At 52.4% G+C, this 17,539-nt stretch carries 16 protein-coding genes; 8 read left to right on the forward strand and 8 right to left on the reverse strand.

The features are described 5' to 3' along the window. The first annotated feature begins 129 nt into the window (after positions 1-129). Both IE054_RS14525 and IE054_RS14530 read left to right on the forward strand, forming a co-directional pair. On the forward strand, positions 130-699 hold the full coding sequence (locus IE054_RS14525) for a GNAT family N-acetyltransferase (protein WP_189407679.1): 570 nt from the start codon (positions 130-132) through the stop codon (positions 697-699). Further along, positions 696-2,009, forward strand: coding sequence for an NAD(P)/FAD-dependent oxidoreductase (locus tag IE054_RS14530; protein ID WP_189407681.1), 1,314 nt, complete (start codon positions 696-698; stop codon positions 2,007-2,009). Before IE054_RS14525 ends, IE054_RS14530 begins: the two co-directional genes overlap by 4 nt. Positions 2,010-2,243: 234 nt before the next feature. Here IE054_RS14530 and IE054_RS14535 read toward each other — a convergent pair whose 3' ends face one another. From IE054_RS14535 to IE054_RS14565, 7 genes are all read right to left on the reverse strand, one after another. Then, on the reverse strand, positions 2,244-3,707 hold the full coding sequence (locus tag IE054_RS14535) for a potassium/proton antiporter (RefSeq protein ID WP_189407682.1): 1,464 nt from the start codon (positions 3,705-3,707) through the stop codon (positions 2,244-2,246). Between the two features lie 91 nt (positions 3,708-3,798). Further along, positions 3,799-3,957, reverse strand: coding sequence for a hypothetical protein (locus IE054_RS14540; RefSeq protein ID WP_189407684.1), 159 nt, complete (start codon positions 3,955-3,957; stop codon positions 3,799-3,801). A gap of 70 nt (positions 3,958-4,027) precedes the next feature. Continuing rightward, complete coding sequence (locus IE054_RS14545; RefSeq protein WP_189407687.1) at positions 4,028-5,305, reverse strand: NADPH cytochrome P450 oxidoreductase family protein; 1,278 nt, start codon at positions 5,303-5,305, stop codon at positions 4,028-4,030. Between the two features lie 4 nt (positions 5,306-5,309). Then, complete coding sequence (locus tag IE054_RS14550) at positions 5,310-6,143, reverse strand: DUF4198 domain-containing protein (RefSeq protein ID WP_189407690.1); 834 nt, start codon at positions 6,141-6,143, stop codon at positions 5,310-5,312. Between the two features lie 23 nt (positions 6,144-6,166). Beyond that, complete coding sequence (locus IE054_RS14555; RefSeq protein WP_229805188.1) at positions 6,167-6,691, reverse strand: DUF2271 domain-containing protein; 525 nt, start codon at positions 6,689-6,691, stop codon at positions 6,167-6,169. A 16-nt stretch (positions 6,692-6,707) separates the two neighbouring features. Next, positions 6,708-7,313, reverse strand: a complete 606-nt coding sequence (locus IE054_RS14560) for a PepSY-associated TM helix domain-containing protein (RefSeq protein WP_189407691.1) — start codon at positions 7,311-7,313, stop codon at positions 6,708-6,710. A gap of 44 nt (positions 7,314-7,357) precedes the next feature. After that, positions 7,358-9,730: a TonB-dependent receptor domain-containing protein gene (locus IE054_RS14565; RefSeq protein WP_189407692.1), complete on the reverse strand. Its 2,373-nt coding sequence runs from the start codon at positions 9,728-9,730 to the stop codon at positions 7,358-7,360. Between the two features lie 230 nt (positions 9,731-9,960). Here IE054_RS14565 and IE054_RS14570 point away from each other — a divergent pair, with 230 nt between their 5' ends. After that, on the forward strand, positions 9,961-10,923 hold the full coding sequence (locus IE054_RS14570; protein ID WP_189407697.1) for a YihY/virulence factor BrkB family protein: 963 nt from the start codon (positions 9,961-9,963) through the stop codon (positions 10,921-10,923). A 73-nt stretch (positions 10,924-10,996) separates the two neighbouring features. Next, on the forward strand, positions 10,997-11,170 hold the full coding sequence (locus IE054_RS14575; protein WP_189407700.1) for a hypothetical protein: 174 nt from the start codon (positions 10,997-10,999) through the stop codon (positions 11,168-11,170). A 48-nt stretch (positions 11,171-11,218) separates the two neighbouring features. Here IE054_RS14575 and tyrS read toward each other — a convergent pair whose 3' ends face one another. Further along, positions 11,219-12,418 (reverse strand): tyrosine--tRNA ligase, encoded by a 1,200-nt coding sequence (gene tyrS, locus IE054_RS14580; RefSeq protein WP_189407701.1) that lies wholly within the window; start codon positions 12,416-12,418, stop codon positions 11,219-11,221. 247 nt (positions 12,419-12,665) lie between these two features. On the opposite strand from tyrS, the gene IE054_RS14585 reads away from it, so the two are divergent. The 4 genes from IE054_RS14585 (at position 12,666) to IE054_RS14600 (ending at position 17,535) form a co-directional block, all read left to right on the forward strand. Continuing rightward, positions 12,666-13,988, forward strand: a complete 1,323-nt coding sequence (locus tag IE054_RS14585; protein WP_189407703.1) for a peptidoglycan DD-metalloendopeptidase family protein — start codon at positions 12,666-12,668, stop codon at positions 13,986-13,988. Position 13,989: 1 nt separating this feature from the next. Further along, on the forward strand, positions 13,990-15,123 hold the full coding sequence (locus tag IE054_RS14590) for an anhydro-N-acetylmuramic acid kinase (RefSeq protein WP_189407706.1): 1,134 nt from the start codon (positions 13,990-13,992) through the stop codon (positions 15,121-15,123). A gap of 124 nt (positions 15,124-15,247) precedes the next feature. Continuing rightward, positions 15,248-16,237 (forward strand): Kelch repeat-containing protein, encoded by a 990-nt coding sequence (locus tag IE054_RS14595; protein ID WP_189407708.1) that lies wholly within the window; start codon positions 15,248-15,250, stop codon positions 16,235-16,237. Positions 16,238-16,374: 137 nt separating this feature from the next. Beyond that, a complete protein-coding gene (locus IE054_RS14600) occupies positions 16,375-17,535 on the forward strand; it encodes an iron-containing alcohol dehydrogenase (RefSeq protein ID WP_189407709.1) in 1,161 nt (386 codons plus the stop codon). Positions 17,536-17,539 lie beyond the last annotated feature (4 nt).

Below are 17,539 nucleotides of genomic sequence, written 5' to 3' on the forward strand. Positions count from 1 at the left end.
CGTTGAGCGTGCGCTGAATGCAAGGCCAAGGAAATGCCTTGGGTTTAAACAACCATCGGTGGTCTTCAATGAATTACGAAGAACAGCTTAATTTAGCGAGTGGTGCACTTCGGGGTTGAATCCGCGAGTATGACCCGCGAGATTGTATACACACCGCTAGAGAAGCCGCATTTTGAAGAAGTCATTGCGCTGGGCAATGCGGTTCAGGGCGACAATTACCTCAGCCAGGCGAGCCTTGCCGAGATTTACCAAAAAAGCTGGCACGATGGCACCAATGCCAGCTTCGTAGCGCTGTACAACAATAAAGTCGCAGGTTTTCGCCTGACCTATGCCCACAGCCAGTGGCAGCAGGATGAGTGGTGTACCCCTAAGGCATGGCCTGTACCTGCTGACCGGGTGTGCTACTTTAAATGCAATACGGTCGATCCCAGTATGCAGGGCGCAGGCATTGGCAGTCAGTTGCTTAATCGCTCTGTTGAACAGGCAAAGGTTCAGGGTGCGCAGGCAGGTCTGGCGCACATCTGGCTGGCCAGTCCCGGAAACAGCGCCTTTAAATACTTTTCAAAAAATGGCGGACAACTTATCAAAAAACATCCTGACAAGTGGCGCCATGCGTCCATGTACGAGGGCTATGACTGTCCGGTATGTGACGGCTACTGCAGCTGTGACGGCGCTGAAATGCTGCTCGTGTTTTCATGACCTACGATCCGCTCAGTGACAGTGCAGTAACGGCAACGACCCCCGACGCCAACAGCTACTGGAAGACAACCTGTACGCCCCCTGATTTTAACCGCCTGAGTACCGATATCAGCACCGATTATCTGGTCATCGGTGCCGGCTATACTGGCCTGTCGGCCGCCCTAACCCTTGCCGAGGCTAATCAGGATGTCACGCTTATTGATGCCCGGCACAGCGGCTTTGGCTGCGCCGGTCGTAATGCCGGTTTTGTGCTTAACGGCACCGGGCGACTTGGTATACCCGCTATCAGCAAAAAGTGGGGAAATGAAATTGGTCAGGGTATGGCGCAGGAGTTTAAGGCCGCTGTAACCTTGCTTACCGACCGCATTGACCGACATAACATTGATTGTGACCTTACTGCCGGTGACTATTATAAAATTGCCCACAGTCGCAGACAGGCAAAACTGCAACATGCGCAGGCATCCGACTCAGTGCGCTTTGTCGATAAGCCTGCTTTACTTAACGAATTTGGTTTGTCAGGTGCCCACGGCGCGCTGGTGCAGCCGGGACAGACTCTCAACCCGTTAAAACTCGCAGCAGGCCTTGCCCGTGCAGCGGATGCAGAGCGCGCGAAGATCTGTATGAATACACCGGCTAAGGCTATCAAGCACAGCAAAAATCATTACTATGTGCAAACGCCGAAAGGCAAAATACGCGCGAAAAATCTGTTACTGGCTACCAATGCTTATTCACCGGCGACCTTTCACCATGCCATCGATAACCGCCAGTTTCCGGTGCAATCCAGTATTATTGTCACACAGCCTTTAAGCGCACAGCAGCGCGCCGACACAGGTCTTGATGGTCCGCTATCCATGATGGATACGCGCATGATGAAATACTATTACCGGACTCTGCCTGACGGGCGCGTGCTGTTTGGTGGCCGCGGCGCAGTTAAAGGCAATCATGCCCAGCATCCTCAGGAGAAAGCGCGTATGGTACGCGCCCTGTGCGACAGCTTTCCTGCGCTTAGTGGTATCGGTGTCGACTATTTCTGGAGCGGCTGGGTCAGTGTGGCACTGGACAGCCTGCCGCGTATTCACGTGGATGACAGTGGGCACCTGGGATATGCCATGGGATATTGCGGCTCAGGCGTTTCCTTTGCAGGCCTGGCCGGGACGCGACTGGCCCAGCGCATGATGGGCGGCGATGCAGCAAGTGATATTAATACCGACCTGCCGTTGTATTCCTCGCCCCTGCCCCGCTACCCGTTTGCCGGATTGCGCAGGCTGGGACTACGCGCACTGTATAACTGGGCGAAGGTGGTTGAATAAGCACATCTTCAAGGCGACCTGTTTACCTTGGCATCCACTAACAATGCCAGAACAGGTAACTGCACTTTCATAGTATTGCCTGCCAGTGACACTATGAAAGTGCTATTTTAGCCGACTCTGACAGGCCAGGTTTTTAATCAGTAAGGATTTACGGTCACTATCGCATATTAAAAAGGAGAATGCTGAAAGCCTCTCCCCCGAATCACGCCAATGCCACAATCTGGCGTCACCAGCCTATTCGGGGTCAGCGTAGAAGCGATTTTCGACCGCATTTTTATCGAGCATTTTGGTAATAATAAAGACCTGATCGCCCTTTTCTAACTGCGTGCTGCCTTTAGGAATGATCGTTGTTTCCCCCCTTGCAATCATGGCCACAACGGTGTTGTCCGGTAATCCCAGCTCGCTTATGGTTTTATTACGCGCCGGTGAAAGCGAAGAAACTTCAATTTCAATCAGTTCCCGTTTACTTTTTGCCACTTTCACTATTTCCAGCGTACTCGACTCTTGCACGTCATCATTGAGCACCAGCCCCAGCTTTCGGGCCGCATAGGGCAAGGTTGACCCTTGTAACAGCGCCGAGATCAACACAATAAAAAACACGACATTGAAGATCAGTTCGGCATAGGGCATACCGAAGATGAGTGGGAATATGGCCAGAATTATCGGTACCGAGCCACGTAATCCTACCCAGGCAATAAGCACCGATGCTTTAAGCGACATTTTGGAAAGTAACAAAATCGGTAAGACGACCAGTGGACGTGCGATAAAAATAAGCACGCAGGCTATAAGCAGTCCTTCTTTCCAGTTTACAAAGAGCTCTGTGGGTGTCACCAGCAGGCCCAGTATTACAAACATGGCAATCTGCCCAAGCCATGCTAATCCGTCTAAGAAGACAAATGTGTTTCGCTGGTAAGAGAACCGGCTATTGCCAACAATTACGCCTGTGATGAACGTTGCCAAAAAGCCACTTCCGCTGAGGTTCGCCGCAAGACCGAACGACAACACGCCAAATAACATAACGAATACCGGGTACAGCCCTATAGCCATGAGAGTTATGCGCCTGAACAACCATACCGCCACACCACCGACAGCCAGACCGACTGCTGCGCCTACGCCCATCTGACTGGCAAATAAGGCAAGTAAATCGACTGGTTGTGTTGTGCTGTCCTGAACGAGTGTAATCAGTCCTATGGTGAGAAAAATAGCCATAGGATCGTTAGAAGCGCTTTCAAGCTCTAAGGTTGATTTTATTTTTGAAGGTATACGGATACCTGCGTTGCGCAGCACCGAGAAGACGGCAGCCGCATCCGTTGAGCCGACAATTGCGCCGAGCAGTAAACCTTTGTACAACGGCAGGTCCAAAATATACATTGCCGCCAGGCCGGTAAGCACGGCGGTTCCAACCACCCCCAGGGTGGCAAGTAATGCCGCGGGCTTCCATGCCTGAAGAATTGATTTTTTCGAGGTTTGCAGGCCACCATCAAAAAGAATAAGTATAAGTGCAAACGTACCAATGGCGTGCGCAGCATCGGCATTATCAAAGAAAATACGGCCAATGCCATCTTCTCCGGCTAACATTCCAACACCAAGGAATAACACCAGTACTGGCACACCAAAGCGAGGAGACAATTTACTCGCGAGCACACCCAGAATCGCAAGTACTGCACTGACCAGGATAATGTTATCGACTGCAAACATTGCATATTCCTTTTTTACAGAAGGGCGTTCACAATAAACACAATGTACCAGCCCGTTGAGTTGCGGTTAAACCTGCTTTTTCTGTCAGTACCTAACGCTCAGGTGGCCCAATAAATGTGACCACATAATCAGAACGGTAATAATACCAGTAAAACCATGTCGGGTGATAAGAATGAAAGCGATGGATGCGTGGAGATACCGAGTCTGGTGATTTTTCAAACGGCCGTGGCAGGCTGGGTACGGGACTCATATTCAGTCCTTCCCCTCATCACGCATCAATACTAATTATAACTCACCGCAAAAAAATGACTTTCCCGTAGTTAATACAGGTCGCGATGGTAGCGGCCGTGTTGTGCCATCGCTTCAAGGCATGCGTCACCCAGAATGTCGCGTAGTGCCTGATCTACGCTACTTCCCATCCCCTGCAGGCTGCCGCATACCAGAATGTGGCCACTGCCACCCAGAAAGTCGCTGACTGCAGCCGGCTTATCAAGCAACACATCCTGACAATATCGCAATGCGGTGGTCGCCATTGGGCGCTGACGGGAGAATACGAGGTTCATCTGTGCGATGACGCCTGTATTCAGCCAGGCGTCGAGTTTGTCGGCATAGGGACGATCGTCGTGCGGGTCGCGTTCACCATAAATAAGCCAGATTGGTCGGCGAACTGCACGTTGCGCCAGCGTTTCAATCACGCCAAGCAGCCCCGCCAGCCCACTTCCGGCACCAATCAGCAGCAGTGGGGCATTGCAGTTTGTCAGTGTCATGGCCGGATTCTGGCGCACACGGACACTAATATATTCGCCTTCTGTAAGCGTGTGCGTTAAGAAGTGCGAGGCCAGGCCTGATTGTCCGTCTGATTTTATCAGGTGCCTGACGATCAAACGCAATGTTTTGCTGTCGCCAGCGCTTGCGACTGAATAGGTGCGCGGCGACAGATACGCGGACGGATTGGCGGGATCGGGCACCCGAACATCCAGCCAGTCTCCTGCCTGCCAGCAACAGTCTGGTGCAGCAAACATTAGTGCATACAATCCCGGCGCATCACTGTGTGGATTAAGATACTGTCTGGACACCAGCTCGGCGTTACGGTATTGCGTGTTGTCTGTTTGATTCGCCTCGCTGGCATCAACACAGGTTATTGCCCCTAATGGCGTAGCACCGTGAGACTGCAAACGCTCATAAAGAAGGTGCCCAAACGCACAAAAGTCAGGATAGCGCCTGTCGCCCAGCGCGGTCACATGGAAGCTTAGCTCAGAGAGACCTGTATTCAGGTTGTTTAAGCTTTTAGCAAACTTTCTGCCGTTGTCCGGTGGCTCGCCATCGCCATAGGTGCTGACAAAACAGTGCAGCTCTTTCGCCTCAGCCAGTGCATTCGGCGAAAGCTTGCCGAGTGCCAGCGGCGGCTGCAGGTTGTGACGCTGTGCAAATTCAGTCGCCATTGACTGCGCGGTACCTGTCTGACTGGCATACGCTACCAGCGTATCAGACATTGCAAAAGGGCCAGTCCGATGCTGACGCCATAGTGTCATCACTGTCCACAACAGCCAGGCCAGCCCAAGGAAAAGGGCCAGCATGGTACGTACCGATTCAATCACAATATTACAGCGGCAATACTTCGAACGTCGCCGAGTAGCTGCCACGTCTCTCGGTGGCTGGCGCTTTGGCTTTGTCGTCACTGTAAGAGGCCTCGACAAAGTACATGCCAGCCTCAGGCCAGGTCACAGTAAACCGACCTTTCTCGTCGGTCGTGGAGGTTATTGCTTCAGAGGCGTTGCGGTAACGCATGCTGCCACGAACAATTTCTATCTCGACACCAGCGGCTGGTTCACCATCAATCAAAAACGAAAACGAAGCCTGCTCAGTCGCATACAGGTCATTGGGATGGGTGTTCACGACCAGCTCTAATCCCTGATTTGAAGGTTGCAGCGACTCTGTTGAGGGCGCACCTAAGGTAACGAATGTTTCCGTGCGGCGCGAACCATAAGTCACCCGCAGCTCAGCGGCATTATCAGGCACCGAGTTCTCATACGTTTCGCCGTCTTTGGCACCACCGCGGCCCGGCCACATTTTGCGGTTTCCCTGCTCATCACGCCAGAATGCCCGTAACCCGCTGGAGGCAGAGGCAATCTTATACGTCCCCGGTTTTTTTAGCGGAACATCAAATACTGAGCGGTATTTACCTTTACTGGCATTTTCAATCTTAACGTTGTTCCCGTCCGGCGCGGTTACTGTAATAGCCGCCGTGTTATATGCGACATACTCGGGCACAAACAGCGTATTGGACACGGCCGCATCAAACGTGACGTAGTTTTGCTCGCCGGAAAGCACGGTTTCACTGGGTTTTATCCATGCGCGGTGCGCCTGCGCCGGGGCAGTCAGCATTAGAGCGGCCAACACACCGGTAATCGGGGTCAAATAAGTAAAAGGTTTCATGTGCAATCTCCGTGCAGTTTTGGTTAGGGAGCTACGCTATAAAGGCGTACCTGACTCAGTTCACTGCTGCCTTTTTCAATGACAGGCAGAGTGGCATTATCCAGTGGCAGGGTAATCGCCAGACTGAGCAACTCTCTGCCGCCCACTTCTCTGGCGGCTTCTACGCGCAGTCGGTATTCACCGTCTGGCAGTTCGCGAAGTACAGACTGCAACGACAGGTCAATGACGTGGCTGCCTGGCCCTTTGGTGGCACTGGTAATACCGTCAATTGGCATGGTCAGACTGCGCCCGCCCCGTCGCCACCATTGACGAAGATCAGCAAGCCATTCCTCGCCTTTGGCTTCACGCATCGCTACGTCATACCACACCGCAACCTGCGTGGCATTGCGTGCACTGTCTTCCAGCCATACGGCCAGATACGGCTTGTGATACTCGGCCACCTGCATTCTCGGCAGCGTAATTTCCAGTGCCGCCTGCGGTGCGGCCAGTGCGGCTAATGACAATGGCCACGTGCATACGGCTAATAAAACGGAATAAAATTTAACCAATGTGTTCTCCCTCACATTAATGAACAAAAAGTAGTAACAAAATGACAGGTAACACCAGGCCCAGCGAGGTTAACGGCCAGGTCATGGGGCGGTGTCTGGTCTGTCGGGTAAGCAATATCAGGCCGGTAACACAAAAAATAACGCACACTGCGGCGAAAATATCGATAAACCACCCCCACACCGGGCCACTGTCGCGGCCTTTGTGCAAGTCATTGAAGTAGGCTATCCAGCCGCGATCGGTACGTTCGTAAATCAGTTCGTTAAATGCCAGATCAACGGCCAGCCAGGCGTCCACACCAGGACCCGCCATCGCGAAATACATTTCTTCATCGCTCCATTCGACGTGCGCCTGCTGACTTATACGAATGTCATGCTTTGTGGTAAGCCAGGCATTGAGTGCCGGCGGAACCTGATGATGCCGGTCTTCCGGATTGGCGCGCCGCAATGCAGAAATCAGCGCATCAGGTAGCTGTGCATCAATGGTCACGACCTCTGGTTCAACACTGATATCAGCAGCATGATTCAGCGTGATCCCCGTTAGTGCAAACATTAGCATGCCTGCCAGTGAAACCGCCGCACTGATCCAGTGCCACTGCCTTATTGACCCCAACCCGAACTGCATTTACACACCCTATGCATGGGGCGTCATTCGCCCCAATCCTTCAGTTAAAAGCTCACCGTGACACTGGCCCAGAAGTTTCTGGCCTTATCTTTCACGTTATAGTCATCAGTAAAGGCAACTTCGCTGACCACACCACGCCCTGTCAGATATTCAAACTCACCATCGCCATTGAGGTCGTTATATTCTACGGAATACGAGGTGAAGTCACGGTCAAGCAGGTTATTTACGCGTAAATTTACGACCACATGATCATTTAGCGTCCAGCGTGCTCCTAAATTCAGCAGGCTGTAGTTTTCGAAGTACAGTTCACGTTCAAAAACAGAGTCATAGCCGCGGTAGCGATCAGACCTGAACTCGCCCTGCAAATAAATATTCAGGTCGCTGGTGACATCCCAGCCCAGATTTACGTTGGCCATATGCTCAGCTGTATTAGTTAGCGGTAAGCCTTCCTGTTCGCCGCTCTTTTGCTCACTGTCGGTCCAGGTGTAGTTAGCATACAGGGACCAGTCTGCAGTAATTGAATAACGCCCCGCCAGTTCGATCCCCTGCACATCAACACTGTCGATATTAATTTTCTGGCTGTAAGTATCGTAACCAAGCTGATCGTACTCACCAAGGTTTACACAGGGGCGCTGTCCACCGGTCACCTCACAACTGAGCACAGTGTCACCGCGGGCAATTTTGTCGTCGAAGCGGGTGTTAAAGTAAGTAATATTGAAATTATGCTCACGGGTGCTCCAGTAGAGCGCAATCTCGGAGTTTACACTGGTTTCAGGCTGAAGATCAGGGTTCCCGGCAAACGGACTGGTGCCCTGCCCGCCAAACCCGGTTACACCATCGTAGAGATCGGTGGTCTGAGGCGTTTTGTATCCGGTACTGACACCTCCCTTCACTGTCCAGTAGTCGTTTAAATTATAAACGGCATAGACACGCGGCGAGGTCTGGCTGCCAAATACATCATGGTCATCGTAGCGCACACCTGCAGTCAACGTCAGCGCGTCCGTCATCATCCAGTTATCCTCAGCAAACACCGAGTACATCTTTTGTTCCTGAATGGCACCGGCATTACCCGATTCCAATCCAAACACACCGTCCTGCAGCTCTCCGTCTATCACCTGACCACCTAGTACCAGATTATGGTCGCCAGCAACATCGCTGACAGGAATATCAAAGCGCAGATCGAAGGTGTACTGACTGCTGTCCAGCGGCCGTGCCGGACGCGGCAGAAAGGTCTGGGCTGCAATGTCGCGACGCTCTTCTTCCGGCAAATCTGCATATTCACCCACCCCATCATACATTTGCTGGAGTAACAGCCTTTCATCAACACTTAACGGCAGCGTTCGTCCGTTATTCTGGGTGTCGACATAAGACAGCGCTGCCATCAAAGTGCCGAGCTCAAACTCACCATCGTAGGCCAGAGACCACCACTGCCGATCAAACTCCTGATCTGACGCATAGCCGGCACGAGGATTAACCTGACCACCACGATCCTGCCACAGGCTTTCAATACTATCGCGTGTTCCCAACGGATAAATAATTTCATCCGTTTCAATGTTGTATTCCGGCGTATTGTCGTATTCCTGGTGGGAGTTGTCATAATCGAATGAAACTTCATGGCCTTTTGCCGGTGTGTAGTCAAGACTAAAGCCAAAATGCTCATTGGTGTTATCTACGGTACGACCACCGCTGCCAAACCCCAGTGAACGAACATGCACCGTGCCATTGGGATCAACTGCAGGTGCAAATTGCGGCGACGATGCCTGTTGCTCGTACATGCTGCCACGCACTCCCAGGCTCAGCGTATCCGCGATCAGCGGCCCGTTCACGGCAAAATCGGTGGTAATATCGTTGCCAAAATCGTCGCTGGTTTGCAGGCTGCGGCCAAAAGTGACTGAACCTGTCCACTCCTCGCTGTGCTTTTTCGTGATCACATTGATCACGCCGCCCAGCGCATCCGCGCCATAAAGCGTTGAGGCCGGACCACGGATAACCTCTATCCGCTCAATGGTTTCAAGTGGCGGAATATGGTTAAAGGCATTGCCACCAAAGTTGTTGGGGTAAATATCGCCGTGGTTGTTCTGCCTGCGTCCGTCAATCAGAATCAGCGTATACTCACCGGTTAACCCCCGCATACTTACACTGCCCTGACCGGTTTTATCCCGGGTAGAGCCAATATCGATGCCTTCCTGATATTTGACTGCATCCAGCAGCGACGTAAACGAACGGGTTTTAATGTCGTCGGCGGTAATCACCGAGATACTGGCAGGCGCCTGAGTCAGCTTTTGCTCAAAGCCTGTTGCTGTTACTACCAGATGCTCTATTTCACTGTCATCCGGCATGGGTACTGCCATCGCCGTTGACGACAAACCAAATTGAACAGCCAGTGCCAGGCTGCTAAGTGCGACGCGTGCTTTCATGAGTGTCCTTTGAGTCTGTTTGTCATTATTTTCACGGGTCATCCCGTGTTGAGGATAGGTATACTAGCCAGACGCACACAAATGTCAACACAAATGATAATAATTACTATTTGCATAATATTTTAAAAGACTTTTCATCTTTCCACGTACTTTTGCCGTTGATTAAAACGTTTTGCATACAATGACGTAGAAAGGTAAACCGGATAGCCATAAAAACGGGTGTGGTGTGCATGACTGACAACAAGGGACGGGACGCAAAAAGCGTCACGCAAATGCCATTATCAGGGTGGTGGGCAATCACTAAACGCACTTACGCCAACCTCAATACGCACAACCTGCAACTGGTCTCGGCAGGCGTGGCGTTTTATTTCCTGCTGGCTGTGTTCCCGCTACTCACGGCCGTCATCTCGTTGTATGGCTTACTGGTCTCCTTCGACGATTTGCAAAGCCATATGAGCTACCTGATTAATGTGGTGCCTGCTGACAGCCGGTATATTCTTGAAGAACAGCTTCAGGGGCTTATTTCAAAGTCAGACAAGACGCTGGGCTGGGGATTTGCACTGAGTGTTTTAGTCGCACTGTGGAGTAGCAGTAAAGGGGCCAATGCACTGATCACGGCCTGCAATATAACCTATCATGAATCGACCAAACGGCGCTTTATGTTCGCCATCATTGCCAGAATGATGCTGACGCTGGCGATTATCGGCATGATTATTCTGGCGTTGCTGATTATTACTGTGATGCCGCAATTGCTCAATTACCTGCTGGGCAAAGGCCTGGGTAAGCTGGCTGTTGGAGGTGTTACCTGGCTGGTTTTGGTGATCTTATTCAATGTTGGGCTGTCGTCGCTTTACCGTTACGGGCCGCACCGGACGCGTGCGAAATGGCGCTGGGTAACGCCCGGAGCCCTGTTTGCTACGATATTGTGGGTGGCCTTTTCCTATGCCTTTTCCTATTACTTACAAACCTTTGCTACCTTTAATAAAACGTATGGTTCAGTGGTTGGCATTGTCATTCTACTTATCTGGTTTTATACCAGTGCCCTGATTATTCTGATGGGGGCCGAACTGAACTCCTCACTGGAGCTGCAGACGGAAAAAGACAGCACCCACGGCAAAGACAAACCACTGGGAGAACGCGGGGCGTTTGTGGCCGACCATACGCCGGACAACCGTCCCCCCTACTCCCGGTAGCAAAGAGTCAGCGAACGATCACCCTGGTGGTACTGTCTAAGCTTATTACCACAGGCGAAAGTGGAGGAATGTTATGACTAAAACGTTTAATGAACGCGAATGGGATAAGCGTAAGCCCATTTCCCATGAAGACGCGGAATCCAGCAGCCCCGATGAATCGGTGGCGGGTGAGGAGGATCCGGGTTCTGCACTGGAAGATATTGTGCGGGAACGCCAGGAGCACGAACGCTGGAAAAAAGATAAATAGCGCTCAGGCATCAATGACCTGAGCGCGACAATCAGGGCGACAGACTGATTAGCGTAATGTCACCCGGGCAAATTTACGTTTGCCTACCTGATACACGTTCTCACTGGCTTCAGTGAGTGTCAGGCGGGTGTCGGTGACTTTTTCACCGTCAATTTTAACTGCGCCCTGCTTTATCATACGCATAGCATCAGAGGTGGAACCAACCAGACCTGCCTGTTTGAGCAGGTTCCCAATAGCAATGCCCTCTTCCCCCAGATCAATGCTGTGCTCTGGCATCTCATCCGGAATCGCATTTTTCTGGAAACGCTGCACAAAGTCCTGATAGGCCTGCTCTGCCGCCTCATCACTGTGAAAACGTGCGATAAGCTCTCTGGCCAGAATGATTTTAATATCGCGCGGATTTTCGCCATCGGCCATACGCTGTTTAAGGGCAGCAATCTCTTCCAGCGGCTTAAAGCTTAACAGCTCGTAGTAGCGCCACATCAGCTCATCGGAAATCGACATGATCTTGCCGAACATCTCGTTGGGCGTATCGGTAATGCCAATATAATTGTTCAGTGACTTGGACATCTTCTGCACGCCATCCAGCCCTTCCAGCAGCGGCATCATCACGATGGTTTGCTGCGCCTGGCCATTCTCTTTTTGCAGCTCGCGGCCCATCAGCAGATTAAAGCGCTGATCGGTGCCTCCCAGCTCTACATCGGCATGCAGGGCCACAGAGTCCCAGCCCTGCACCAGCGGGTATAAAAATTCATGAATGGCAATAGGCTGATTGCTGTTGTAGCGCTTTTTAAAGTCATCCCGCTCCAGCATACGCGCGACCGTCTGACTGGCCGCCAGTTTAATCATGCCATCGGCGCCCAGTTTATCCATCCATTCCGAGTTAAAGCGGATTTCGGTAAGCTCGGGATCCAGAATTTTAAAGACCTGCTCCTGATACGTTTTTGCGTTTTCTAATACCTGATCTTTACTCAATGGCTTGCGTGTGACATTTTTCCCGGTAGGATCGCCAATCAGGCCAGTAAAGTCACCAATAAGAAAAACAACCTTGTGACCGTGTTGCTGAAACGCTCTAAGCTTGTTTATTAGCACAGTGTGGCCAAGATGAAGGTCTGGCGCGGTTGGGTCAAAGCCTGCTTTAACGGTGAGTGTTTTGCCCGATTTAAGTTTTTCAATCAGGTCGTCTTCAGGGAGGATCTCGTCCGTACCGCGTTTAATTTCCGCGAATGCTGTCTGCCAGTCTTTCATCGGTTAGCTTTACACTCTGTTGGTTGGTCCAAAAATAAGACGGGTATTTTACGCATCCCGAGGAACCAATGAAAGCGTCGCGCGTCAAAAAGCGTTGCCTGTTCACACTGCGCGTTAATAAAATGCGGCAACTGCGACAAAAAGACGTGCAATTTATGCACAATACGCACGTGAAAACGATGTGAAATTGAACAACTTAAAGTAGAAAGTCGTGGCCGAACACGATATTCTCAGGTTGGGTAGTATTATGAGAATGCAAATCGATATGCTGGTAGCCACTATTAAACGGTTGCCCAGACCACACAAAGCGGGACTCGCCGCAGCCGCGCTGCTGCTTGGTGGTCTTGTTTTTTATCCCTCAGATCCAGTGGAAGCAAGCCGTCATAGCGAAGCGACCACCCTGGATGCAGGCGTGCGTTACCCCTTGTCTATTTCTGTGAGTGGCGCAGGCGATGCGTTTCTTGATGAAGACGAAACGCCCTGGCAAACCTACCGCGTACGAAGCGGCGATACTCTGGCTAAAATTTTTAAGCGTGCAGGTTTCTCTGCCCGTGATGTGTACGATGTGACACAGTCTGGTGAACTTGCCAAAACGCTGGTCACGCTGCTGCCCGGGGATGAGTTATCCTTTAAAACCGACGCCGAAGGGCTGTTTGGCGGTCTGCGTTATAAACTGTCCTCAACAGAAACTCTTTACGTCAAACCGGTGACACAAGACAACGGCACCAGCCTGGTTGCAGAACTTGAGACGCGCCAGGTAGATATTCGGTACAACTTTGCCCAGGGCGAAATTGATTCCAGTTTCTGGAATGCCGCGGTTGAAGCCGGCATGACCAGCAATCAAATCATGAGTCTGGCCGGTATCTTTGGCTGGGACATCGACTTTGCCATGGAACTGCGTCAGGGGGACGCGTTCAATGTCATTTACGAAGAACAGTATATTGATGGCGAATTTGTCGGCTTTGGCGATATCGTCGCAGCTGAATTTGTAAATCGTGGAGAGACCTTCCGGGCGATCCTGCATGATGATGGCCGCTATTACACGCCAGAAGGCCGCAGCATGCGCAAAAGCTTTCTGCGAGCGCCGGTTAATTTTAAATACGTCAGCTCAAACTTTTCCAAGTCACGCTTTCACCCGGTTCAGAAGCGCTGGAAAGCCCACCGAGGCACCGACTACGCCGCTGCGCGCGGTACACCTGTCATGGCTGCCGGTGATGGTCGGGTAATTAAATCCTCGTACGATAAGTACAACGGCCATCATGTATTTATTAAACACGGCGAGCGCTACACCACCAAGTATCTGCATTTTTCCAAGCGTGCGGTGAAAGTGGGGGATACCGTAAAACAGGGCCAGACTATTGGCTATCTGGGCAGTACCGGCCTTGCCAGTGGTCCGCACGTACACTATGAATTTCTGGTCGACGGTGTCCACCGCAATCCGCGTACCGTAGAACTGCCGAAGGCGCGTCCTATCGATGAGTCTCAGCGTGACGCATTTATGCAGATCGCAAAGGTGCGCAATGCGCAGCTCGATAACACCAAGCGGATCATGCTGGCGCTGCAGAAGTAATATGGCGCTTTACATTGGTGTCATGTCAGGGACCAGTATGGACGGCGTGGACGCGGTGCTGTGTGATATTACGCCGGAGGGCTGCCGCAGTATTGCGCAGTCCTCCCGCCCCTACCCGGCGACGCTGAATGCTACGCTTCGCTATCTGGCCCGCACACCGACCGCCGACATAAGCACCATGGCCAGGGCCAACCGCGAGGTGGCCGGTGTCTTTGCCGACACTGTGAATGATCTTTTGCAGTCGCAGAATCTCCAGGCCGATGCCATTACCGCCATCGGCTCACATGGCCAGACCATATTACACGCACCGGATGCTACCCCGCCCTTTACCCTGCAAATTGGCGATATGGCCACGCTGGCTGTGAATACCGGCATTGATGTAATTGGCGATTTTAGATCTAAAGACGTGGCACTCGGCGGACAGGGTGCCCCGCTTGCACCGGCCTTTCACGCGTTTCAGTTTGCTGATCCTGCGCGCACGCGCATCGTGCTCAATATAGGCGGTATTGCCAATGTGTCGGTGTTGCCCGCTGGTGATGAGAAAACCGTCACCGGCTTTGATACCGGGCCCGGTAATACCCTGTTGGATGCCTGGTGCCTTAAGCACCTATGCCAGCCCTATGATGAAAACGGGAACTGGGCGGCCACCGGCAAACCAGACACCGACTTGCTTACCGTCATGCTTGCTGATCCGTACTTTAGCAGGCCTTCTCCAAAGAGCGCCGGGCCGGAATACTTCAACCTGACCTGGCTTGAAGAGAAATGTGCCGCGCTTGGCGGCGATAAAACCATACTCCCTCATGATATGCAGGCCACCCTGCTGAGCCTGACCGCGCAAAGTATCGCTCAGGCTATAAAGGCACTTTCTCACTCTGCCGACTCAACAACACAACTGATTATTTGTGGCGGGGGGGCGTTTAACACACGCCTGGTTACCGCCATTACCGACGCTTTGTCGGCAACGGCTGTTGAAGTACAAACCAGTCAGCATCTGGGGCTGCACCCACAGTGGGTGGAAGGCGCTGCCTTTGCGTGGCTGGCCTGGGCCTACCAGCATAACGTATTGGGCAACCTGCCCGCCGTCACCGGCGCATCACGGCCAGCGGTGCTCGGCACCTGCTGTAAAGCCAGGTAAAGAAGCTGCATCAGGCTCGACTGTCTCTTTTGTTTCTGCACAGCAGCGCTGACGGGATTCGCGTTTTCTTCACAATATCAGTACAGTACCAGCATCTTAATCAAAACAATGGATGTTAATAATTATGGCATTAGCCTTCTTGCCCCGTTGCAGCGTTGCGGCCCTTGTCAGCCTGCTTCTTATAACGGCCTGTGCATCATCACCAGAGCCAGCGAACAAACCCTCTACCCTGCATATGGCCCGCTATGGCCACGCCGCTGTGGCAGACGATGAACATATTTATGTTTTCGGTGGTGGCGGAGAACGCGGGTTTCTGTCCAGTGTGGAGATGATTGACCCCGACACACGGGAAGTCACATTGCTTTCAACGAAAATTCTTCCGCGACGCTATTTAACCGCTGTGTGGGACGGTGAAGAGTCTGTTTTCCTGCTGGGTGGCCATATGGTGGTGGATGATGAACTTCGATATGTCGCCACGGTTGAAGTGTTTAACACCACCACCCATGAGATCACCTCGACTACGCCAATGCGGGTCCCACGAAGCTTTAATTCCGCCGCTAAAATAGGGGATAAGCTTATCGTTGCGGGCGGTACCACCACCGTGCCTAAACGCCAGGGTGAAGGCCTTACATTACTGGCTACGCCCTTTACCACCGCCTTTGACCTGCAAAACAAAACATGGTCACGCCTGGCTAATTTACGTGTCCCAAGAAACACTAAAGTTGTCGCTGTCAACGAGACAATCTGTGCCATGGGGGGGTACAACGGCTTTGAGCAATTTGCCACCATAGAATGCTATGACGCTCCCAGCGACACCTGGCGATCATTGCCCGATGCTCCTGCTCCCTTCAGTGCACATTCACTTATCGCCTATCAGGAGGATGTCTACGTGTTTGGTGATTACAACGACATGGACCGGGTCATGAAGGTGAATATGAAGACCAACACCTGGTCGTACCCGACAAGTGATTATCAGGCCAGCCGCCATAATGTTGCGGTGGTGTTCGGGGACGAGGTATTTGTGATTGGGGGAAATACGGGAACTCAGGGGGCAGTACTAGACACGATCCAGGTCTTTACGCTGCCGCTTGCACCTCAGGCCGCCAGGCAATAGCGCCGTCTCTATACCAATCCGGGAAGATTTGGTATTACCTATCGACCTGATGAATACTTGCTTATTCAGAAATCAAACGGCAGGCCGATGACGACTTGGTTACACTTTAGGCATTGACCACACGCCGGAGAGACGCCATGTCGGCATTTCGATTTACCACGGTTCCTGGTGTTATCTGTGAACCAGACTGTGTCAGCCAGCTTGGCCGCGAACTCACTGCCCGTCATATTTCACGCCCGTTGCTGGTTACCGATAACGGTATTGTTGCGGCAGGGTTACTGGAGCCGGTAGTAATTCGCCTTGAACAGACCCACGCAGTGGGCGTGTATGACGGCGTTATCGCTGACCCGCCTGAATCGATTGTAGAGGCAGCCGTGGCGGCCGCTACCGCGCACCAGGCCGATGCGGTAATAGGTCTGGGGGGCGGCAGCTCGCTGGATACCGCCAAACTGATTGCCCGTCTGGCGTGTGTGCAGAGGCAGGAAGACGTACAGACTCTGCCAGAGTTATATGGCGTCGATCAGGTACGTGGCACCCGCTTACCGCTTATTCTTATCCCTACCACCGCGGGAACCGGCTCAGAAGCTACCCCCGTGGCGGTCGTAACCACAGGTGAGACCACCAAAGCCGGCGTAGTTTCGTCGCTGTTACTGCCAGATCTGGCGCTGCTTGATGCCAGCCTGACCACCGGCCTGCCAAAACCTGTCACGGCCGCTACCGGCATTGATGCCATGGTGCACGCGATTGAAGCCACTACCAGTAAACTAAAACGGAATCCCTATTCGGCGATGCTCGCAGATCAGGCGCTCACTCTGCTGTCGGCCAATATCCGCCGGGCCTGCGAGGAACCAGATGATGTCATGGTTCGCCACAATATGCTGCTGGGGGCGTTTCTTGCCGGTCAGGCCTTTGCCAATGCACCGGTCGCCGGCGTACACGCGCTGGCCTATCCACTGGGAGGCCACTTTCATATTCCCCATGGACTGAGTAATGCACTGGTACTGCCTCATGTGCTCCGCCATAACGCCGGCGCAGCAGAACGCGATTACCAGGCTATCGCCCAACGAATTTGCCCGGCTCTGCTGGCCCAGCATAACGGTGCTGAAGCAATGGCCCGTTATTTTTATGCGCTTTCCGGTCAGCTTGGTCTGCCACAAACACTTAGCGAGTGCGGCATATCAGAGGCGGATATACCCATGCTGGCCCGCGACGCCATGCTGCAAACCCGTTTACTGGTCAATAACCCCTGCACTATCGAGGAGGACGATGCCAGGGCTATTTATCGCTGTGCGTTATAACTAT

This window comes from Alteromonas halophila (assembly GCF_014651815.1).
Lineage (GTDB): Bacteria > Pseudomonadota > Gammaproteobacteria > Enterobacterales > Alteromonadaceae > Alteromonas > Alteromonas halophila.